This window comes from Kitasatospora sp. NPDC018058 (assembly GCF_044327205.1).
GTDB lineage: Bacteria > Actinomycetota > Actinomycetes > Streptomycetales > Streptomycetaceae > Kitasatospora.
Window position 1 is genome coordinate 1 of record NZ_JBIRFA010000070.1, and the last position, 21,431, is coordinate 21,431.

Annotated in this window: 15 protein-coding genes and 2 pseudogenes; 7 read left to right on the plus strand and 10 right to left on the minus strand. The window is 68.4% G+C overall.

Annotation, left to right across the window (positions count from 1 at the left end):
• Positions 1 to 87: 87 nt before the first annotated feature.
• A pseudogene (locus tag ACH4E7_RS42525) lies at positions 88 to 411 on the plus strand (tyrosine-type recombinase/integrase); the annotation flags it as partial.
• Positions 412 to 549: 138 nt separating this feature from the next.
• On the opposite strand, the gene ACH4E7_RS42530 reads toward ACH4E7_RS42525, so the two are convergent.
• The 4 genes from ACH4E7_RS42530 to ACH4E7_RS42545 all read right to left on the minus strand — a co-directional run bounded on the left by ACH4E7_RS42530 (position 550) and on the right by ACH4E7_RS42545 (position 2,416).
• On the minus strand, positions 550 to 1,134 hold the full coding sequence (locus tag ACH4E7_RS42530) for a suppressor of fused domain protein (protein ID WP_396254583.1): 585 nt from the start codon (positions 1,132 to 1,134) through the stop codon (positions 550 to 552).
• A gap of 78 nt (positions 1,135 to 1,212) precedes the next feature.
• Positions 1,213 to 1,614, minus strand: a complete 402-nt coding sequence (locus ACH4E7_RS42535; protein ID WP_396254584.1) for a hypothetical protein — start codon at positions 1,612 to 1,614, stop codon at positions 1,213 to 1,215.
• 168 nt (positions 1,615 to 1,782) lie between these two features.
• Positions 1,783 to 2,034, minus strand: coding sequence for a hypothetical protein (locus ACH4E7_RS42540; RefSeq protein WP_396254585.1), 252 nt, complete (start codon positions 2,032 to 2,034; stop codon positions 1,783 to 1,785).
• Between the two features lie 76 nt (positions 2,035 to 2,110).
• Positions 2,111 to 2,416 carry a hypothetical protein gene (locus tag ACH4E7_RS42545; RefSeq protein ID WP_396254586.1) on the minus strand — a complete coding sequence of 102 codons (306 nt, stop codon included), beginning with the start codon at positions 2,414 to 2,416 and terminating at the stop codon, positions 2,111 to 2,113.
• 181 nt (positions 2,417 to 2,597) lie between these two features.
• Here ACH4E7_RS42545 and ACH4E7_RS42550 point away from each other — a divergent pair, with 181 nt between their 5' ends.
• Positions 2,598 to 3,800, plus strand: a complete 1,203-nt coding sequence (locus ACH4E7_RS42550; protein ID WP_396254587.1) for a helix-turn-helix domain-containing protein — start codon at positions 2,598 to 2,600, stop codon at positions 3,798 to 3,800.
• 502 nt (positions 3,801 to 4,302) lie between these two features.
• Here the strand turns inward: ACH4E7_RS42550 and ACH4E7_RS42555 are convergent.
• Positions 4,303 to 4,680: a winged helix-turn-helix domain-containing protein gene (locus tag ACH4E7_RS42555; RefSeq protein WP_396254597.1), complete on the minus strand. Its 378-nt coding sequence runs from the start codon at positions 4,678 to 4,680 to the stop codon at positions 4,303 to 4,305.
• A gap of 368 nt (positions 4,681 to 5,048) precedes the next feature.
• Here ACH4E7_RS42555 and ACH4E7_RS42560 point away from each other — a divergent pair, with 368 nt between their 5' ends.
• From ACH4E7_RS42560 to ACH4E7_RS42570, 3 genes are read left to right on the plus strand one after another with little or no spacing between them, the layout of a single operon-like run.
• The gene (locus tag ACH4E7_RS42560; protein WP_396254588.1) at positions 5,049 to 6,770 is read left to right on the plus strand and encodes a replication initiator; all 1,722 of its coding nucleotides are present in this window, start codon (positions 5,049 to 5,051) and stop codon (positions 6,768 to 6,770) included.
• Positions 6,767 to 6,955 (plus strand): helix-turn-helix domain-containing protein, encoded by a 189-nt coding sequence (locus ACH4E7_RS42565; RefSeq protein WP_396254589.1) that lies wholly within the window; start codon positions 6,767 to 6,769, stop codon positions 6,953 to 6,955. The genes ACH4E7_RS42560 and ACH4E7_RS42565 overlap by 4 nt, the downstream gene beginning before the upstream one ends.
• Positions 6,955 to 8,286 carry a tyrosine-type recombinase/integrase gene (locus ACH4E7_RS42570; protein ID WP_396254590.1) on the plus strand — a complete coding sequence of 444 codons (1,332 nt, stop codon included), beginning with the start codon at positions 6,955 to 6,957 and terminating at the stop codon, positions 8,284 to 8,286. Before ACH4E7_RS42565 ends, ACH4E7_RS42570 begins: the two co-directional genes overlap by 1 nt.
• A 106-nt stretch (positions 8,287 to 8,392) precedes the next feature.
• Here ACH4E7_RS42570 and ACH4E7_RS42575 read toward each other — a convergent pair whose 3' ends face one another.
• The 3 genes from ACH4E7_RS42575 to ACH4E7_RS42585 are packed head-to-tail and all read right to left on the minus strand — an operon-like array spanning position 8,393 to position 15,816.
• A complete protein-coding gene (locus ACH4E7_RS42575; RefSeq protein WP_396254591.1) occupies positions 8,393 to 8,653 on the minus strand; it encodes a hypothetical protein in 261 nt (86 codons plus the stop codon).
• A complete protein-coding gene (locus ACH4E7_RS42580) occupies positions 8,653 to 14,886 on the minus strand; it encodes a polymorphic toxin-type HINT domain-containing protein (protein ID WP_396254592.1) in 6,234 nt (2,077 codons plus the stop codon). Before ACH4E7_RS42580 ends, ACH4E7_RS42575 begins: the two co-directional genes overlap by 1 nt.
• A 12-nt stretch (positions 14,887 to 14,898) precedes the next feature.
• Positions 14,899 to 15,816, minus strand: a complete 918-nt coding sequence (locus ACH4E7_RS42585) for a hypothetical protein (protein ID WP_396254593.1) — start codon at positions 15,814 to 15,816, stop codon at positions 14,899 to 14,901.
• 413 nt (positions 15,817 to 16,229) lie between these two features.
• Between ACH4E7_RS42585 and ACH4E7_RS42590 the strand changes: the two genes are divergently transcribed.
• Positions 16,230 to 18,866, plus strand: coding sequence for a hypothetical protein (locus ACH4E7_RS42590; RefSeq protein WP_396254594.1), 2,637 nt, complete (start codon positions 16,230 to 16,232; stop codon positions 18,864 to 18,866).
• 497 nt (positions 18,867 to 19,363) lie between these two features.
• Complete coding sequence (locus ACH4E7_RS42595; RefSeq protein WP_396254595.1) at positions 19,364 to 19,867, plus strand: ricin-type beta-trefoil lectin domain protein; 504 nt, start codon at positions 19,364 to 19,366, stop codon at positions 19,865 to 19,867.
• A 212-nt stretch (positions 19,868 to 20,079) separates the two neighbouring features.
• On the opposite strand, the gene ACH4E7_RS42600 is transcribed toward ACH4E7_RS42595, so the two are convergent.
• On the minus strand, positions 20,080 to 20,955 hold the full coding sequence (locus ACH4E7_RS42600) for a DUF4328 domain-containing protein (protein WP_396254596.1): 876 nt from the start codon (positions 20,953 to 20,955) through the stop codon (positions 20,080 to 20,082).
• 237 nt (positions 20,956 to 21,192) lie between these two features.
• Positions 21,193 to 21,431: pseudogene (locus ACH4E7_RS42605) on the minus strand (integrase); the annotation flags it as partial.

Here is a 21,431-nt window from a genome sequence, read left to right on the forward strand (position 1 = left end):
TCCAACGGGGCCGCGTTGCTTGCGTTCCGCGCACTGCGGTGTACCTCGACCCTTGCCTTGCACCCCGGCCGAAATCCTTAACTACCCGGCCTTGGTGGAACTTCACCCGACGGCTCACCCACCGACCCGTCCACCCTGACCCGGCACTTCACCTCGCTGTGCCGAGGAGCCAGGCTCCGTCGCATTCGGTTCCACGACCTCCGACACACCGCCGCGACCCTGCTTCTTGAACAGGGCGTCGAGCTCGTCGTGATCAAGGAACTACTCGGACACGCTCACATCGGCGTCACCGCCACCGTGTATGCCCACGTCCGCCTCCGCCTCCAGCGCCAGGCGATCGACACCCTCGGCTACGCCCTCCGAGCCACCGAAAGCCCTGACGGCCCGCCACGTGCAGAACCCGTCCGCTGACGTTGCCGTCAGCGTTGCCGTCAAGACCGTGGAGCCCTCGCTGAAGTGACCTTCAGCGAGGGCTCCACGAATGTTCTGACAAACTACCTCTAGCGACCATTCCTGTATCCGGCAGGCACAGAAAATATCACATCAAGATCAGGCTGCCGGCGCCCTCAAGGGGTCAAAACGATCCCACTCGAGATCCCAGAATGCATCAAATCCATTCAGCCTGACGAACTCCCTCTCCGAGGCATAAATCGGATACGCCCCGACGAGCTCAACGACGTCACGCTCGCCCAAATCCGACCCGCCGGAGCCTAGATCGAGGGTGCCGGAATTCCATCGACCTGCAGGATTGGCCAGGAGAAGGCTAGACATATCGGAATAGTCGACAAATCGCTCCATGTAGCCGAACGCTCGCCCGCAACGAAAGGCCGAAATTCCGCGCATCGCGCCAATCGCGCGAGATGGGACGATTGCCCATTCGAGGTCGTCAGAGCGGACAGTAATGCTCAGCTCTCGGCGACTTGAAGTCCACTCCGCGTGATCCGCCAGAGAGAGTCCGTATGTGAATCCGGTCAGATAGCCAGGCTTCGGCACATCGACATAGATGGCAGCAAGTGCCCTACCCAGCTTGGACCCTGGCGGCAGGATCTCCCGAATGACCGGATCCACGCCAGTCAGTGCATGCAGATGGCCGAGATAGCGGGAAAGTCGGCCGGGAGTGTCGCGATCATTCATTGGTTCTCAACGCTCCATAACATCCGGATTGACGGGCGGGCACTTCCACAGTAGCACCGAAGCGCCCGCCCGAAACAATCAGCCCTCCCACCAACCCTGATAGGCATCTACCCATCTGGTTTTGGAGTGATCAATATATGAATTGAACTCGTCGAATCTGTGGGATGGAATTCTCCACTCGGTCACGCCCTTTAGCCCGTTCTTGTTCACCAACGGGAACTCAAGGTCGCCAAATGCCTTCCGAAATCCAGGCTTCATCGCGAAGACGTGGAATCCAGGATCATGGCCGTTGCCAGCGTACTGCGCTGCGCCTTCGGCCATGTTGGAGAGGTATGCCGTGGGATGAGGTCCGTCGTGGTTGGCGGCATTCAGCCCGCCCGCCTCACTCGCCTTCTTTCCCTCCCCCGGAGAGCGAAAGAGCTCTACCGGGTCCTCGTCCCCACAGTTATGAACGAGGACCGGCGTGGCGCCTGCGAGCACATAGTACGTGTGCTACGCGACCCCTCTCCACCTGCTTTTTCGCAGGTCAGCGGTGGTTTGACGGTCCGTCGGTGTCCGTGGATGTGCGCTGACGTCCGTGGTTGTTGCCGTCGCTACTGCCGTCAGAGGTGTAGACCAGTTGCGCTGTCATCGGCTGCGCGCGTGATCCTACTGCCACGCTCCGGGCTCGGCACGGACGATGGTGTGGGTGGTCTGCCGATAGGACTGGTGGCCGGTCTGCGCGCAGTGTCCGGCGATCCAGCGCGTCAGCTCATCGGGGGTGTGCAGCTCGCCGGACGCGGCAGCGCAGTCCTGTTCTTCGCCGGTGACGCAGACAGCCTCGAAGGTCGGCAGCGCCAGGGGGTCAGGGTCGGTGGTCACGTTGTACTCGCGGAACCGGTAGCGGGTGGTCGTCCCCATCAGTGTGGTCCTTTGCCTCTGTCGCGTCATCGGGTCTCGAAGGTCTACCGCCGTGGTGGCGTCACGGACTTGGCCGTCAGTTGTGCTCGTCAGGTCGGGTATCTTCGGTCGCCTCCTGTGGGGCGGGGATGCGCTGCCCGCGTGAGTCCGCGATTCTGAGCACGTCCGACAGGGCCTCGGTCAGGCGGCAGGCCAGCCAGCGGTATTCGACGGCCGGCCGTACGAGCGCACCAGGTGCCAGGACGCCTCGGGCGTACTCCAACAGTTCCTCACCCATGCCGATCTGCACCGTTTCGATGTCGTCGGCGAGGTTCGAGAGGTAGCCCGTGCCGTCGGTGCTCAGGTAGCAGGGGTTCCCGTCCGGGGAGGTCCACGGGAGCAACCGAGGCCCCTCCCCTGCGGACTCCGCCCTCCCGCCAGACAGGCGTTCCGCTTGGCTGCTGTTCTGCTTCATCGTGCCCGCCCGTGGTCGGCTTCGCTGTGGCTGTTGATCAGGGTCCCCTTTGGCGCGAACCTTGCGGAGTAGCCAGCGTGTCTGCCTTGCTGTCTGCCAAGCTGGCCAGGTGAGGGAGACGGTCGGGGAACTGGTCAGGCGACTGCGTTTGGCGCGCGGTTGGAGTCAGCGGCGGCTGGCCGAGGCGCTGGCCGATGCTGCTCCCGGGCGGGTTCCTCCGACGCGAAACGACGTGTCCCGATGGGAGATCGGCACTCGCTCCCCCCGGGAGTGGCTGCCCTTCCTCGCGCGAGTGTTGGAGGTTCCCCGCGAACTGCTGGAGGCTGCGAAGGCTGTCCAGTTCCCGGAGTCCGTGCCGCGTGCGCTGACCGTCGCCGACTTCCTGCCCGAGAGCGACCCGCTGTCCGCGCTGACGGCGCGAACGGGTCGCCGGATCGGTGCCGGGCAGGTTACCGACCTGGTCCACCGGGTGCACGGCCTGCGGCTGGCCGACGATGTGGTGTACGGGAAGGACCTGATCGCCCCGGCCCTGCGGGAACTGCGGGCGGCGGTCACGCTCTACCGCGAGAGCACCCACAGCGACCAAGTGGGCGGCGAACTGCTACGGGCGATTGGCGAGTTGGCGCAGATCGCCGGTTGGGTCGCCTCCGACGCGGGCGAGCACGCCGAGGCGGAGCGGATCTACCGGCTCGGGATCAGTGCCGCCCGTGCCGCCGGGGACGGGGTGCTGTCGGGGAACGTGGCGGGTTCGCTGGCCTACCAGTGGAGCAACACCGGACGCCCCCGCGACGCGGTGGACCTGGCTACCGCCGCAGTGGAGGAGGCTGGTCCCGATGCTCCGGCGAAGGCCCGCGCGCTGTACCTGGATCGGGTGGCCTGGGCGCACACTCGCGCTGGCCAGGACCGCCCTGCGATGAATGCCCTTGGGGAAGCCGGCGAGGCCCTGGCCAAGGACTCGGCCGGCATCGAGTCACCGTCGTACCTGTACTGGATGGACGCCGGGGAACTGCAGGTCATGGAGGCCCGCGTCTACACCGAGCTGCACCGGCCACTGCGTGCCGTACCGCTGCTGACGGACGTCCTGAGTCGTTACGACGCCAGTCACGCGAGGGAGTTGGCACTGTACCTTTCCTGGCTGGCCGTGGCCTACGCCGACGCGAACGAGCCCGAGGCCGCAGCCGGGACCGCTGGCCGGATGCTCTCCCTGGGACAGAGCGGCAGCGAACGCACCACCGAGCGCGCACGGATCGTGCTGGACCGGTTGCGAGCGTTCCGGGACGTTCCCGAAGTCGCCGAGCTGCTGGTGTCCTGACCGTCCCGATCGGGCGGAGGCAGTTCGGATCTGCTGCATGCGGGCGACTCGGCACTCGGCGGGCTTGCGCACGGTCTGCGGGTCGGCGAAGAGCCTGCGCTGCGGAGCCGGGGCGGCGTCGGACACTGCCCACGGCCGGGCCCGGCGGTGGAAACGGAGGGTCGGACCCCTGGCCGACCCTGTGCCCGCGATCCGACCGTAGGACGGTCGCAGGCGACAACTTGCTCCGCAACGCGGGCAAGGAGTCCATAGGACACAACTTGCTCCGACCCTGGGCGGTGCTGGGGTAAGCAGCGCTTACCCCACAACTTGCTCCCATCGGGCACCGGTCGAACCCGCCCCCCGACCCGGCTACTCTCTGACCGCCCCCGCACCGACCTCATGCGCTGTTCCGGTCTGGTTCGGTCGGCGACGTCGGGCCAGCTCCAGCGGGCGGAGCCCGCCTTGAACCTCGTAGAGAAAATCTGAACGCACGCCCCGACCGGCGTCCCCGCACATCGGGTCAGCGGCCGGGCTCGACGTTGCCCGCTTCCAGGGCTTCGAGGCGGGCGCGGAGGTCAGCGAGCTGCTCGACCGCCTCGGACAGCGCCAGCTCCAGCATCTCGACGCGGGCCGCCGTCCCGCCTGCGGGCACGGTCGCCTCCGGGTTGTCGGGATCATCGGCGTCGTCGGGGTTGGTGACGAAGGCGCCCTTGCCGGGGCGCGAGAGGGCCCATCCGTCCTGCTTCAGCAGGGCCATGGCCTTCTGCACGGTCAGGCTGGAGGCCCCGAACTCCCGCATCAGCGCGCTCTGCGTCGGCAGCGCGTCGCCCGGCTTGAGCCCGCCGGTGCGGATCTGCTCACGCAGGGTCTCGGCGATGACCTCGAACGTCAACGGCACTCCGCCGCCCGCCGGCCTGCGCCCGCGCCGCGTCGTCACCACGCCCGCCACTCCCGTCTTCCGTGCCCACTATCAGTGAAATCCGGCCCGTCCAAACCGGGAAACCGGCCCCACACTACCCGCGTCCCGCCGCCCGAAGAAAGGAATGAGGAGGGATGCACTTGAATGCGCCCGTGGAACGGTGCTACCTTCACGCACCGCCGGTGATCACCACCGCCCCCGCCTGCCGGACCAGCCGTCCCCGGCCCAGCGCCCGCGCCCGCGCCCGCCATGAGGCGCCACTCCCGATCCCCTGTGAGCCGATCGCTTCGGCACGCCGCCTCGCCGCCACCCATTTGCACTCTGCTTCTGCCGGAGGTCTGTCCCGCATGCCCGCGCAGCTCCACCTCCCCTCTACCGCAACCACGTTCACCATCGCTAACCGGGCGTCCGCCACGCCGACGCACGCTGTCACGCCCGGCGCGTCCGCGAGCAGGGATTCGGCGCTGGAGCGCCGGGCGCGGCTGACCGCCCGGCTGGCGAAGCTCGCCGCAGCCGGGTACCTCGCACCCCTGGCCCGGCAGATCGGTGGGCTCGGCGGTTGCGCCCGTCCGATCCGCCTGACCGGGCACCGTACCCGCGTCGACAGCGCGACGGGCCAGGTCCTCGACCAACTCGACGCGCGGCACCTCCCTGCCGGTGAACTGCTGGTCCGCTGCGGCAACCGCCGCGTCACCCGCTGCCCGGCCTGCTCGACCGTCTACCGCTACGACACCTACCAGCTCATCGCCGCCGGACTGCGCGGCGGCAAGACCGTCCCCACCAGCGTCGCCACCCACCCGCGCGTGTTCGCCACCCTCACCGCCCCCGGCTTCGGCCCCGTCCACAACCAGCCCGACACCGGGCACTGCCAATGCGGCGTCCGACACGCCGACGACGACCAGCTCCTCGGCGCCCCGCTCGACCCCGACCGCTACGACTACGCGGGCGCGGTGCTCTGGAACGCGCACGCCCCCGCCCTGTGGGCACGCTTCACTACCCACCTGCGACGCGAGATCGCCAAGGCCGCGGGGCTCACCCAGCGCACCCTGCGGCACCACGCCACCCTCTCCTACGCCAAGGTCGCCGAGTACCAGAAACGCGGCCAGGTCCACTTCCACGCCGTCATCCGCCTCGACGGACCCACCGGCCCCACCAGCGAACCGCCCGCCTGGGCCACCACCGAGCTCCTCGACCACGCCGTCCGCACCGCCGTCGTACGCACCCGTGTCCTGCCCGGAGGTCAGCTGCGGCAGCCCGTCGGGGACGCACCCCGATCACAGGACGCTGATCGGGCAAGGGCGTTGGCATTCCGGTTCGGGCGGCAGATCGACGTCCGTCCCATCCGCGGCACCGACTTCACCGGCGACAGCCCCGTCACCGACCGGCACGTTGCCGCCTACATCGCCAAGTACGCCACCAAGGGCGCCGAGACCACCACCGGCACCCTCGGCCGCCGCCTCCGCCTGCTCGCCGAGCTCGCCCAGTACGACATTGCCGAACACGCCCGCCGCATGATCCACACCGCCTGGCACCTCGCCGCCCGCCCCGAGCACGCCCACCTCCGCCTGCGCCAGTGGGCTCACATGCTCGGCTTCCGAGGACACTTCTCGACCCGCACCCGCCACTACTCGACCACTCTCACCCAACTGCGCACTGAACGCACCGCCTGGCGAGCCCGCCAATCCGAGGCCACCGCTCCGGCTGCCGTCGGCCCGCGCCCTGAGCAGATCGACGCCGACAACGTTGTGTCCACCGGCGGACAGCCGGTTACTGACCGGAACGGTGACCGCGATGACCACGGTGACCTGACCGCCGGTCGCTGTGCCGGTCAGCACGGCGGGGCCGGTCAGCACGGCGGCACGGACACGACCCTCGTCCTCTCGCACTGGCAGTACGCAGGAACCGGACTCCTGCCCGAACTCGCCCACCTCGCCGACCTCCTGGAAGCCAAACGGCCCACCCGGCCTGACGGACGCCGACCGGACGCCCCCGGTCACTCCGGCGGTCACCGACCCGGTCACCCCGGCCGCCGGTCGACTCACGCCGACCGGACGGGGGTCACCGCGTGACCGCCGACGCCCAGCTCCTCACCGTCCCCGAGGTCATGGACCGGCTCAAGATCAGCCGCACCGCCGTCTACGACCTCATCCGCACCCGACAGCTCGCCTCGATCACCCTCGGCCGCGCCCGCCGCATCCCCGCTCACGCCCTCACCGACTTCATCCGCACCCGACTCGAACAGGACGCCGCCTGATGACCACACCCCGCGACACCCCCGCCTCCCGCCGCAGCCGAGCCAACGGCGACGGCACCGTCTACCAGCGCAAGGACGGCCGCTGGGAAGCCGCCGGCTACGTCCTCGCCCCCGGCGACACCCGCAAGCGCGTCCGCGTCTACGGCATCACCCGCAAGGAAGCCCTCGCCAAGCTCACCGAGAAGACCGCCGCCAGCAACCGCGGCGTCCCCGTGGTCTCCGCCCAAGGGAGTCTGGCCGCCTACCTCACGTACTGGCTGGAGAACGTCGCCGTCCACCAACTCCGCGAGACCACCCACACCCGCTATACCGCTTGCGTCAACCAGTACCTCATCCCCGGCCTCGGCAAGAAGAAGCTCGCCAAGCTGGCCGCCAAAGACATCCGGAGCTGGCTGAACGGGCTGCGGACCGTCTGCCAGTGCTGCGCGCGCGGCATCGACGCCCGCCGGAAGCCCGACGCTCAGGCCGGCCGCCGCCCGCGCTGCTGCGCCATCGGCAAGTGCTGCCGCAAGTACCTCTCCCCGCTGACGCTCGCCTACATCCACTCCGTCCTCAAGTCCGCCCTGGAGCACGCCGTCCGCGAGGAAGAGATCCCGCGCAACGTTGCCCGCAACGTTCGCACCGGCACGCCGCGGCCCCGCCGCTTCGAACCCCTCACCGCCAATGAGGCCCGCACCTTCCTCACCGCCGTGCAGGGTCACCGCCTTCAGGCTCTGTTTGAGCTCGGCCTGCGCACCGGTCTCCGCAAGGGCGAACTCCTCGGCCTGCGCTGGGAAGACCTCGGCCTCGACGCCGGCACCGCCAGCATCCGCCGCACCCTCCAGCGCACCCGCACCGGCGGCCTCACCACCCTGCCGACCAAGACCATCAGTTCGGAACGCCGCATCGTCCTCCCGGCCGCCTGCATCACCTCGCTCCGCGCGCACCACGACCGGCAGGCCTGCGAGAAGCAGCAGGCCGGTGAAGAGTGGGTGGACAACGGTCTCGTCTTCACACGCCCGGACGGCCACCCCATCGAACCCGCCACCCTCACCCGCCACTTCAACGCGCTCCTCCGCCGCTCCCGCCTGCGGGCGATCCGGTTCCACGACCTGAGGCACTCGACCGCGACCCTCCTCCTGGAACAGGGCGTCGAACTGGTCGTCATCAAGGAGCTGTTGGGTCACGCCCACATCGGCGTGACCGCGACGGTGTACGCCCACGTCCGCCTCCGCCTCCAGCGCGACGCCATCAACCTCCTCGGCCACGCGCTCGGCCAACCCTCCGGGGCCGCCGCCACCGACCCCGACGACGGCGACGACCCACAGCTTTGTGCAGCACCCGTTCGCTGACGTTGCCGTCAACTACTGCCGTCAAGACGTCATGAAGCCCTCCCTGGAAATCACCCCAGGGAGGGCTTCATGCACGTTCGATCTCAGTCCAGGGAAATCCCGGGGATCAGCCTTCGCTAAGAAGGCCGATAGCTTCGGGCAGCTCCAGAATTGCCCTCTTGCGCTCCGGATTATCCTCAAGCTCGGCACACTGAAGCATCAAGGAAGCGACCTCCCGACGTCCCTCTTCCGAGAGGCCTCGGAAGAGGGCGGCAGCTGGCTCAAGAATATCCGTGGCGACATCAGGGTCGATATCGTCGTCGTCGGTCAGGTCGATCGATACCACAACGCTTGCAAATGCTTGCGCCAGGACCTGGTTGACATCCATCAGGGCACCACCCTCACTCGAATGTTGGTGATCAGAAGGCTTCCGAGAACCCTCCGCGCTCGCACTGCCTCAGCTTCGGTGGGAACCTCCCACCGTCCCGTGTAGCCGTTCTGCTCAAGCGCAAGGGACTGGTTCATAGCCTGCCGGTAGGTCTTGTTGAAGGTCGTGACGCTGACCTTCCGATCAATCATTACGCCGTTTGTTGCATCAAACCCGTCGAACTTGATATCCGACAGCTTGCTCGCGCCAGCCTTGTAGTACTGCAGCGCCGGCGCCAAGCCCGCCCGGGAACCCGTAGCTCCAGCATCGTAAGTACGAGCAGCGGAGCTCATGTTGGCATTCTCATTGACCCAATGAACATCGCCATCACAATTGTGAACCAGGACCGGCGTGGCCCCTGCCAGCACATAGTACGTGTGGAGGTGATCGATCGTGAGGTTGTAGGCGGAGGTGGGTTCGGTGTGGTAGTTGCGGACCGATGCAACCGTGACGGTGTCGCCTGCGGATGTCAGGAGTTGGTCGCCGGCGTGGAGGTCTGCTGCGTCGGTCCACCGCTTGGTGGTGATGTTCCAGTAGGGGTGGTGTTGGGTTGAGGTGAGGGTGGTGGCGCTACCAGTTTCCGCCGACGGGTTCGCCGTGTCCGAGGTGGTCAGTTGGAGGTCGGTGAAGTCCTTGTCGTCGGTGCCAATGATGGTCTGCGTGACGTGTTCCCCAGTGGTCTTGCCGGTCTGGGGGTCGGTTGCGGTGACCTGGTCGCCGATGGCCAGTTGGTCGATCGGTTTGACGGTTCCGTCAGCAAGCAGGACTTTGGTCCCGGCCGGGAAGCTGTTGCACGAAAACCCGCCAGGTGCCTCCGGGTTGGCGGCGTAGGCGTCACCTATCGCACCGGCCAGGAACGATCCCGAAGCAAATTCTGCACTTTGCGGGTCAAGACCGTGACCTTGGGCCCAGTCTACGTAGGTATCCATCGGGCCGGGCTTGTGATACGAGTGATCGCCCAAATGGATGGCTTTGTGGGCAATGTCAAGTGGTACGACCAGGATTGCGCCAACGCCGAAAAGGAAGTCCTTGTTATTGCCTTCGTGACCTTCCTTGGAGTTGGGGTTGCATCGACCATTGCTGCATTTAGCAGCATAGTGCTCGCGAAGCGTCTTCCCGGTTTTCCAGTAGGTGTAAGCGGAGTATGCTTCGAATTTTTCTGTTGTTTTGTTCTCTTCTACGATCTGGTCGTAGTCGCGGCCCTTCTCTGTTGGCGTGATTCCGCCGCTGCATGCGTACATCCCGTTGCCGCACTCTTCGAAGTGCAGGCCGGAGGGGTCAGAGAGGTTGGCGGGGTCGTTGTTGCTGTAGGCGTAGGCGTTCCACTGCTGTGGGGACGCGAGGTCGATGATCGGGTCGGGGTTGAGGAAGCGGCCGGTGGTGGGTTGGTATTCGCGGGCGCCGAGGTTGGTGAGGCCGGTGGCGTCGTCCTTGGTGCCTCCGACGAAGCCCTGGTCGCCGGCCCAGGTGGCGGGCTGGGTGCCGCGGGGGTTGCCGAAGGGGTCGGCCGGGCGCCGGGTCTCGGTGAGCGTGGTGCCGTCGAGGGCGAGGATGCCGGTGCCGTGGTGGTCGGCGATCTGGTAGGTCGTGTTGCCGCCCTGGCGGACCAGGGTGATGCCGCCGGGGATCTGGTAGTAGCGGACGCCGGTGACGGTGTTGGCGTTGCTGTTGTAGACCAGTTCGTCGTTGCCGAGGGTGATGGTGGTCTTGCCGGGGTCTCGGCGGATGAGCTGGTTGCCGGCCGCGTCGTAGAGGTAGGTGGTCGGTCCGGCGGTGCCCGTCTTGGTGTAGGAGGCGAGCTTGTTCTCGCTGTTCCAGGACAGGGTGGCGGTGCCGGAGGTGTCGGTGACGGCGGTGGTGTTGCCCGCCGCGTCGTACTGGGCGCTGCTGCCGGTGGTGCCGGTCGGCGCCGTGGTGGTGGAGCTGGTCAGGGCGTGCGGTCCGCCGGTGCCGCCGCCGGTGTTGGGAGCGGTGGTCGGGGTGTTGACGGTCCCGGGGGTCGGGAAGGTCTGGTTGGTGGTGGTGTCCTTGGTCCTGTCACCGGAGGGGTCGTGCTGGACGAGCTGGGTGCGGTTGCCGGTCAGGTCGTAGCCGTAGCTCTGCCAGTACGCGGCTGGGCCCCCGACCGTGGTCCTCGCCGGTACCTGGGCGCCGCTGGTCGGGGTGGCGTTGGCGCAGGCGCCGATGCCCCCCACCGTGGGTTGCGCGGCCTGGGTGAGCGTGCCGCTGTCCGACCAGGCGGTGGTGAGCCGGCCGAGGTAGTCGTAGCCGAAGCACTGGAGGTCGGTGGACGACGGGGTGTTGTCCGGGATGTTGCGGACGGCAGTGAGCTGCCCGGCCGGGTTGTAGGTGTAGGTGAGCTGCTGGACGGCGCCGGTGGCGGCGGTCTGCTTATCAACGAACTGCGACAGCGGGCGGCCGGTGGATTCGTCGTAGGTGTTGGTGACGACAATCTGGCTGCCCCATGGGTTCACCGTGGCGCGGATGCTGCGGCCGTAGGCGTCCCAGTCGGAGGACAGGTCGTAGGTGGCGCTGTTAGCGCCGTAGGTGCTCAGCAGGCCGTAGAGGTCGTAGGTGTAGTTGACCGTCTCCGCTGCGATGTCGCCGACGGCCGAGCGGTTGTCGGCGGTCAGGGCGCCGGTGATGGGGTCGTATCTTGCCTGGTAGGTGTAGGTGAAGGGGGTGGTGCCCTGGCCGATTTCGGTGCCGGGGATCGTGGTGGTGGTCTTGGTCGGGTGGTAGGCGGTGTCGTAGGCCAGCACGGAGCTGGTGTAGGCGACGCCGGAAGCCCCGTTGACGTAGCGGGTCGAGGTGGCGGGCTTGCCCTTGACGACGGTGTCGTAGGTGAAGCCGGTCAGCTGGTGGTCCGGGCTGACCGACCCGGCGTAGGTGCCCGTCACGCGGCCGAGCAGGTCGTAGGTGTAGGCGATGGTCTGGCTGCGCGCGTCCGTGGACGAAGCCAATCGGCCCGTGGCGTCGTACGTCTTGGTGGCAGTGCCGGTGTCCGGGTCGGAGGCGGTGGTCTCCCGGCCGCGCTGGTCGTAGCCGTGGGTCCAGGTGTTGCCCGCGGGGTCCTTCTGCGTGGCCAGGTGGCCGTCGGCGGTGTAGGTGTAGGAGGTCACGTCCGCGTCGGCCTGGTTGCCGGTGGCGGTGGCGGTCTTGTACTGCCAGAGCTGGGTCTTGTGGCCGCGTGCGTCGGTGACGGTCGAGGTCGGTGTGGCGCCCGCGGGCGGTGTGACGTCGGTCCGGTCGGCGCCGGGATAGGCGGTGGTGGTCGTGGACTGGGCCACGCCGTAGGCGACGAACTGCTGGGTCACCGGGCGGCCGAGGCCGTCGTAGACGTTGTAGGTCTGCGCCGGGACCTTCTGCGTGGTGGTCAGGAACGGTGTGGTACTGGGCGCGGCGTTGTCGTTGTACCAGGGGCTGTTGGCCCTGGTGACCCGTCCCTGCGAGTCGTACACGGTGTCGGTGATCAGCCGGCCGGTGTAGGCGGACAGTGCGGGTGTCGACTGGGACTGGACGGTGCGTCCCTCGCCGTCCATGATGTCGATCTTGACGGCGTAGGCGCCGTTCGTTAGCAGGTCGGAGGAGGTCACGGTCGGAGGCCCGGTGCTGCCGTTGACCACGCCTGGAATCGTGTAGGCGAAGGTCTTGTTGGCGCTCGCCGTGGTGGCGCGGCCCGGCAGCCACACGCTGGTCACCCGGCCGAGTGCGTCGTAGGCCTCGGTGGTCGTGCGGCCGTTGGCGTCAGTCACCGTCAGCGGCAGCGAACGCGCACTGTCGTACGTGGTGGTGGTGACCCGGCCCGTGGCCGCGTCGCTCGCACCGGCCGGCGCCGGGCTGGTGACGGTGACGCTGTTGGGCAGTTCACCCGCGTTGGCTGCCGCGTAGGCGGTGGTGACGGTCGCACCGCCCGGGTGCGCACTGTCGGTGGCGTTGGGATCGGTTACGGCCGTGATGCGTCCGTAGCTATCGTACGTCGCGTTGGCCGCGCTGAACTGCGGGGTTCCGGCGGAGTCGAAGTGGTCGAGGGTCAGCGTGCTGGTCGCGTCGTGCGCTGCTCCGAGCTGTCCGAAGGATTGTCCGTCGTACAGCGTTCGCGTCCACGAGACGGTGTTGGCTGCCGTGGCCGTCGCGGTACAGGCGTTCGCGCCGGAGATGGATATCGACTCGGAAGCCACCTCCAGGACCTGCGGGTCCGATGCCATGGCGTAGTTGGTGCGGGTGCAGATGTCCGGCAAGCCGTCGGCACTGCTGAGCGCGGTGCTGACGCGGTTGCCGTGCGACGGGTCGGTCGCCGTGGTAGTAGTGCTGGCCTGCCAGGTTCCGTCGGCCTTGAGCGACTTCGCCGTACTCACGGTCGTGGTGGCCGGGTACTGGGCGACGAGTGCGGGCAGGTTGCCCTGGTTGTGGGTGGCGGTGGGGACCGGGCCACCGCTGAAGGACTTCACCGTGTAGGTGATGACGGTTCCGGTGGCGTCGGCGCTGGTGTAGGTGTCGGTCTCGCGGGTCTGGCCGGAGAGCCAGTCGGAGTCAGTGACCTGGCCGCCCATCGGGCCGGCGACCTGGACGCTACGGGCGGTGCCGTTCGCCAGCAGGTCGCCGTCCATGCCCTGGTAGAAGGTGGTCGACTTCCTGGACTGCGGGCCGTCGTTGCCGCTGCCGGACACCTCAGTGACAGAGGCGTAGCCGCGGAACTGGTCCCAGGTGCGGTTCTTGTCCTGGGTCGCCGGCGAGTCGTCTCGGTGCCAGGCGGCCTTTCCGTAGGTGTAGTTGGTCACCATCGGAATCGAGCCGGGTGTGCCCGGGTTCAGGGTGACGCTGGTGACCGGGTACTTCAGGAACCAGTCGTCCACCGGCGCGGCACCGGCGATGGAGCCCGGCGGGTTCCACTTGACGTTGTAGCAGGAGAGCGTGTCGCTGTCGGCGGAGGCCGGCATGACGTTGTTCACGCGCGAGCAGGCGGCGGGGGCGTAGTTGACGCCGATGGTGCTGCCGGTCTCGGTGGTGATCAGCTGGATGCGGGGCCGGTTGTAGGCCGGCGGTGCGGGGACCAGGTTGGTGCCGTCCACGCGGTTGGGCAGCAGCTGGGAGATGAAGGACACCGGCGGGAGCGTGACCTGGCCGCCGGATGCCTGGGGGTCCTGGCCGGTGCGCTGGATGGAGGCGAGCCAGGGGACCTGGGTGTTCTCGGTGGCGTTCTGCACGTTGATGAACGTGTGGTTGAGCGCGTACGAGTCCACGGTCTGGTAGGTGCCGTTGACCCTCACCTGGGTGGCGATGGACGCCAGCCACTTGGTGGTCCAGTACGTCGGCCCGTAGTTGGTGCACGCGCTGGTCGCGTCGCACTGCTGGTCCAGCGGGACGTCGGGCCAGTTCGTCGCGTTGGCGGTGGTGCGCTGGGACGGGTCGCAGGCCGCGGTGGAGGTGACGCACCGCTCGGAGGTGTTGAAGACGATCTTCGCGGCGGGGTTGTAGGCGCCGTTGTTGTTCAGCTGGTCCGCGAGGCGCTGGCCGTACCCGATGGTGGCGGGCACGCCCGCGCGGGTGTAGGCGGTGCTGGTGCCGTTGCCGTTGTTCTGGGCGCCGCCGCGGGAGTAGTAGTTCGTCTCGGGGGTGTAGGTGTAGGTGGTCAGGTTGCCGTGCGGGTCCACGACGAAGTCGAGGTTCCAGCGCCACGCGGTCTGGCACCACGAGCCCTTGCCCTTGGCAGGGTCGTAGCACGGGTCACCATTGTTGGGGGAGTAGACCGGCACGGTCCACGCCGAGCCGCTGTCCGCGCCGAGGGTGGTCGGGTTGCCGTTGGCGTCCGGCACGTGGTTCAGGCCGAAGTAGGACACCGTTCCGCCGGTGTCGGTGACCTTGATGTAGGAGCCGTTCCAGGTGCCGTTGGTCGCACCGGTCAGGAACTGGACCTTGGTGCCGTCGTCGTCCTTCAGCCGCCAGGTGCAGGCCGCCTGCTCCATCGCGGCGGGCGCGCCGGACTGGCAGGAGGCGTCGTCTGGCACCAGCTGCCCGGAGTGGCCACCGAACGACATGGTCAGGTTCGCGCCGCCCCAGCACTGGTCGCCGGAGTTAGTGATCCCGTCCAGGGAGCAGGGTTTGAACGACCGCTCGATGAAGCCTGAACCGAGGTCCCAGCCGTCGCCGATCCAGGAGGCCTGCGCGTTCGTTGACGAGGTCTTGCCGTCCACCGAGGCCGAGTTCTAGGACAGCGCCACCTTCGGGCCCGAGCTGGCCAGCGCCGGCGGCGCCTGTACCGGGTATCCGTAGGTGAACGCGCCCGACGAGCCGCCGGCGGTCCAGGCCTGGGAGGCCCCGAGCGGGGTCGCCGAGTAGGTTCCGGCCCCACTGGAGGCCCCCGAGACCACACCGACCGTGGTCGAGGTGGTGGTGGAGTCCGCGTACACCGCCCGTGCCACGCCGGGGGCCGCCGTGTCGGTGGCGGTCTTGGTGGCCGTGGTGGCCTGGGCCTTGGCGGCGCCTGTCCCGGTCAGCGGGACGTCGGCGACGATCTTCTTCGTCGACGGGTCGTAGTGCGATTCGAGTGGCGTCTGCTTCTGGCAGTCCGGAGCCTGCGGCGTCGTCGTCGCGCAGCCCGGCAGGACCACCAGGTGGGCCCGGGCCGCCCAGTTCGCGCCGAACGCGGCGTCCAGGCTGGATGCGTCGACGCCCAGGCGCACGGGTGCGGCATCCCCCGAGCCGGGGCGGGTGAGGGTCACCGCCACGCCGGGGATTCCGGCGGTTGCCGAGGCCTTGGCGTCAGCGACCTCGACCTGGATCGTCTGCCCAGCTGCCGACGAGCCGGCCAGCGGCGCGATCGTGACCGGCAGTCCCGAAGCCTTGGCCTCGGCGCCGGCCTGCGGCTTCTCGCCCTCGCCCAGCGGGTGCGCTTCGGGTGCGGAGCCGAGCGTCACCGACGCGTGGCCACCCGGGACCGGCTGCGGGCTCTTCGGAGGAGTCCAGGTCGGCGGCACCGGGTGCTCCGGCTTCGCAGCCGGCACCGGTGCGGCGTTCTGGCCCGCAACCGAGGGCGTCTTCGGCAGGGCGGTGTTGGGCGGCGACCACTTGCGCGAGTAGTCCGGCCCGCCTGCCGCCGCCGCGATCGGCAGGGGCGCCAGCATCGACCCGAGGACAGCGGCCGTCGTGACGGCCGCCAGCCGTCCGCGCAGTCTCCCCCTCCCGCCCTTTATCTTCTCGAAGCCTGACCGTTGTATAAATGACACTCTGTTACATCCCCCAAGCATCGGGCCCCCCGAATACGGGAGGCACGTCCTGTATCCGAACCGGCGGATGCTAGCGGATCTTGACGACAAACAGTCAAGACCCGTCGTCAGGTGACGATTCTCACGGAGGTTCACGAAGCGGCCATTTCGTATCAAGTCTGGACTTCGCCGTCGAACTTGAATTGGCCGTTGTCCGAGCCGCCCCCTACGGCGCCTCTGACCTGTGCCTATGCAGGTCTTCCCGTGTTCGTTGGGGGGAGATTCCCGTTTTGAACAGAAAGCGCCGCCACAACGGTGCACCACTCAGGGCATTGACCGCGACAGCCGTTCTGGCGCTCACGACCGGCCTGTCCGGGCTCAGTGCCCACGCCGCCGATGCGCCGACGGTTCCGTCGCAGGCCACGATCGACGCCGTCACCGCGAAGCAGATGCAGGAGCGGCCGCCAGCCAACGCGGCCGAGAAGGCCATCGCCGAGGCCAAGGCCACGCAAAAGAACGTCCCGATCGACTCGCTCACGACCGAGTTCAGTGAGACCGTCGCGCCCCCCGAGGGCCACCTGGCGCTCACCAGCCACCCGGATCAGCAGCGCGTGCGCCGAGGCGGTGCCTGGCAGGGCCTGGACGCCACCCTCGCAGCCAACCAGGACGGCACGTTCTCCCCCAAGTCCGCGGCAGGACAGCTGGTGCTGTCCAAGGGCGGAGACGGGCCGCTGGCCACCATGACCAGCACGGACGGCAAGAAGCTCGCCCTGGCGGCGCCGTTCGCGCTCCCCGCGCCCACCGTCGGCGGCGACAGCGTGGTCTACCCGTCCGTCGCTCCGGACATCGACCTGAAGGTCACCGCCACCAAGCTCGGCGGCCTGACCACCGTCCTGGTCGTCAAGACCCAGGCCGCCGCGGCCAACCCGGTCCTGAAGAATCTGCACTTCGGGACCACCCTGGACGGCGTCACCGTCAAGAGCGACGCTCACGGCAACATCACCGCCGCCGGCACCGACGGCAAGCCCCGCTGGATCGCCCGCACCCCGCAGATGTGGGACAGCACCACCGCACCCGCAGCAAACACCACCGCACCCGTGACGAAGACCGCCCTGACGTTCACCGCGGCCACCACCGACACCCCCGCGCCCGCGCCCACTCCGACGGACGCGGGCAAGGCCCCTGCCGCCAGTTCCGACAGCGGCCCCGGGACGACCTCCAAGGTCTCCACCATGCCGGTCACGGCCGGCACCTCCGGCATCGACCTGACACCCGACCAGGACCTCCTGGCCCACGGCACCGCGCCCTACTACATCGACCCCGCCTTCCTGCCTTGGACCCAGGCCGCCAACTCCTGGACTTGGGTCCAGTCGGCCCACGAAGGCTCCAACAACTGGCTGCACCAGGGCCCCGCGGACAGCGACCACCCGGGCGTCGGCGTCTGCGGCATCTACCCCAACGGCGGCAGCTGCTCCCCCTCCGACATCGAGCGCAGCTTCTACCAGTTCGACATCAGCGCGCTGGGCGGGGTGGTCGTCCGCTACGCGACGATGAACATGCAGGAGTACGTCTCCGCCAACTTCTCCTGCACCACCAACTATCCGCTCGACCTCTACGTCACCGGGTCGATCAAAGACGGCACCACCTGGTCCAACCAGCCGGCGCGGCAGGGCGGTTCGCTCGGCACGGACTCGGTTGGCGGCTCGGGCAAGGATCCGTGCCACGACAACGTGCCGTTCCAGTTCACCATCACCGGCGCGATGCAGCAGTACGCCAACTACGGGCAGCTGACCTTCGGCCTCTACGGCGACGAGAGCAACCAGTACGCCTTCAAGCGTTTCACCTACCAGCCCACGCTGTACGTGGAGTACGACCGCGTGCCCAACGTCCCCACGAACCCCGGGGTGTGGCCCGCTCCCACGACGGTCAGTCCTGCGGGGACCAACCAGTCCTGCGGTGACGGCAACGCCAACGACTGGGCCTGGCTCGGCGCCGGCTCCGCCCAGAACAACGCCGTCTGGCTCAACGCCACCGTCACCAGCCCCACCCAGGCCCAGGTCAAGACCTGGGACCACATCTGGGACTACAACTCCTCCAACGGCGCGAGCGGCACCACGGCCGCCGTCAACAACGGCGGCTCCACCGGCTTCCAGCTGCCCGTCGGCCTGATCCAGGACGGCCACGCCTACGGCTACGACATGCAGGCCACCGACGACCTGGACGGCGTGCCCTGGTCCGCCCCCACACCGAACTGCTACTTCAAGGTCGACCTCACCCCACCGACCGTCACGTTCCCCACCACCGTCGCCGACACCAGCAAGCAGTTCCCGCCCAGCGGCAACGGCCAGACACCCCAGATCTACGCCGGCCAGAGCGGCGGCATCCCCTTCACCGCCACCGACCCCGCCCCCAGCGGCGGCTACGCCTCCGGAGCGGTCTGCCTGCGCTGGAGCTTCGACCCCCAGCTCGTCGACGCCACCTGGCAGTGCGGCAGCTCCATGCCCACCGGCCAGATCCAGGTGACCGCCGGACGCTGGGGCACCAACGTCCTCTACGTCCAGGCCGAGGACAACGCCGGCAACCTCTCCCCCGTCGCGCAGTACGCCTTCTACGCCCCGTGGAACCCCAACAGCCCCACGCCGACCTTCGGCGACGTCACCGGCGACGCCCTGCCCGACATCGTCACCCCCGACCCGAACGGCGACCTGCGCGCGTACAGCATCCCCGCCACCCAGGCCAAGGCCCCGCTCGCCGCACCGAAGGCCAAGACCCCCGGCGGCGACTCCTGGGCCAACTACCGCACCACCCACCGCGGCAGCCTGCGCGGCGGCACGAACGTCGACGACCTGATCGTCCACAAGGACGGCGACAAGACCCTCTACTTCTACAAGAACCCGGGCAACACCGGTGTCACCGTGTCTTCGACATCCGTAACACCCTGGCCAAGCCGGCCTGCGATCCGAAGCTGACCGACTGCACCGGCTACAACGCCGCCGACTGGTCCACCACGCTGCAGATCGCCGCCAGCGGCGACCCCAGCACCACCAAGCTCGACACCAACAAGAAGTTCCTCAACCGCACCGGCCTGTTCACCGTCGAGACCAGCCCGGACGGCACCGGCGCCCTCTGGTTCTACCCCGCCATCGGCGACGCCACCTTCGGCTCACCCACCAAGCTTGCCGGCACCGGCTGGAAGGGCTGGGACCTCATCTCCCCCGGCGACTGGGCAAACCAGGGACACCCCGGCCTGTGGGCGCGCAATCAGGCCAACGGCGACCTGCGCGGCTACACCTTCACCACCGGCACCCTCACCGTCACCGACGACTTCGGCAGCAGCTACAGCTACCCCACCCTCACCGGCATCGCCACCGACACCAAGATCGGCTACGGCCTCACCACCGCCTGGTGGCCCGTCATCGGCTCCGACGGCGACCTCACCGGCATCGGATCCCCCACCCTCTGGGGCATGACCCAGGGCGGCATCATCCAGATCTTCACCGGCCACTCCACCACCACCGACCCCTACTACACCTGGACCGCCGGAGCGACCGGCGTCCTGAGCACCTACGCCGAGAACAGCCCCATCACCTACACCGCCCAAACCGGCAAGTGCGTGGACATCGCCGGCGCCAGCTCCGCACGCGGCACGGCCGTCCAGCTGTACGACTGCAACGGCAGCACCGCCCAGAAGTGGACCTTCCAGCCCGACGGCACCCTCCGCGCCCTCGGCGGCTGCCTCGACGCCACCGGAACCGGCACCGCCAACGGCACCCCGCTGCAACTCTGGAGCTGCGACAAGGGCGTCGGGAGCCAGGTCTTCCTCCCCAGGCCCGACGGCAGCCTCTACAACCCCGCATCCGGCCGCTGCGTCGACCTCCCCGGCGCCACCACCACCAACGGCACCCGACTCCAACTCTGGGACTGCAACAGCACCGCAGCCCAGAAGTGGACCGCTCTCGCACGAAGCTAACGCCAGAACGAAACGCTGAGCCGACCAAAAAAGTGCCCCTGGCCGGTTTCCGGTCAGGGGCACTTCGACACTCGTCAACTGTCGAATCGTTGGTAGACCTCGCTACATCACACGCGGTAACGCTCGCGGTACACAGAGATCGCACTCAACAGAGAACTCCACCGGCCGGCGTGCCTGGCCGAGGAGTCGTTCCCCGGCCAGGCCGTGCGCCGTCAGGCCGGAGACCCTCCTTCCGACGCGGCGTCACGCGGCACCTCAGCGGGCGCGGGTGCGGGCGCGGCGGCAGCAGGCGGAGCCGACACCAGGGCCTGGACCCGGGCCTCCTGGGCGGTCCTGGCCGCGAGCAGGTTGATGTCGGCCCGACGCGCCCGCTGCATGGCGGTCAGCCGGTTGACCACCACGATCGCCGCGATCGCCGCCACCAGCCGCAGTGCCGACCCGGCGGCCTCTACCCGGATGGTGTTGCGCAGGTTCTCGAGGTCGCCGGGGACCAACGGGTTCACGTGACGCACCATGGTGCCTGCGATCCGGCCGACGATCAGCGAGCCGATCCAGGTGGACCACCACACGGCGAGGACCTTCTCCGACAGTGTGCGTCGCCTTCCCTCCGCGTCCAGCGGCGCGCTCGCCCTCCAGCAGTCCACCATCAGCTGCCAGGGGAACCAGAGCTGGACGATCGGGGTGAACCAGGCCCCGATGCTCCAGCCGCGTCCCAGGCGGTGCCCGTTCGGCGCCAGCAGGTCGGCGTTCTGGCGGATGCGGTAGAACCAGACGATGAACACCACGGCGGTGGCCAGCGCCAACGGGATGAACACCCCGTTCACCGTATTCGCCACAGACTTCACGGCGTCGAAATCGCCGAGGCCGACCTCGCCCGACCCGTCCACCACCCGGCCCAGGAGCACGTCCGACCAGAGATCGACCGCGACCACCACCGCCGCCACCACAGCGTTCAACCCCAGCAGGACGTAGACCGCCACGGCAAGGCCGTTCGCCGGGCGCAGCGCCGCCGCCCATCCGGGAGCCGCCTCCGCGCAGCCGAAGCAGCGGCCGCTGTCCGTCCCCGCGGGGCGTGTCCCGCACGCCACACACACCATCAGATCGTCAACTCCTGGAATCGCCGCGTGCTCGACCACGCACGCCGGTGCGCCACCACCCCGACCGGGGTGGGCGCGCCGACTCTAGGGGATCCGCGGCGTCGGCTGCTAGAGAGAATTCGCAGCTCAGCGGCGGTATCGCCAGATAACCGACAGATCACCCCGGCGTCCGGGTCCAGGATCCGGATCCGGTACGGCTGCCCTTGCCGAGAACCTCATCCAGGCTGTTCAGGCTGCATGTCGGTATTCGTGGAGGAGGCCGCCGAGTCGGTCGGTTCGGCGTATGTCGAGGCGGGCGATTCGCTCCGGGTTGTCGATCGGCTCGGGAAGGGCGCAGCGGGGTCGGGCGTTCGCGATGCCCTGGTGCGGCCGGTGGGAGTTGTAGAACTTCTCGAACTCGCGCAGGGCGTGGAGTAGATGCTGCTCGTTCCAGATCAGAGTGCGGTCCAGTGGCTCTCGGCGGCAGG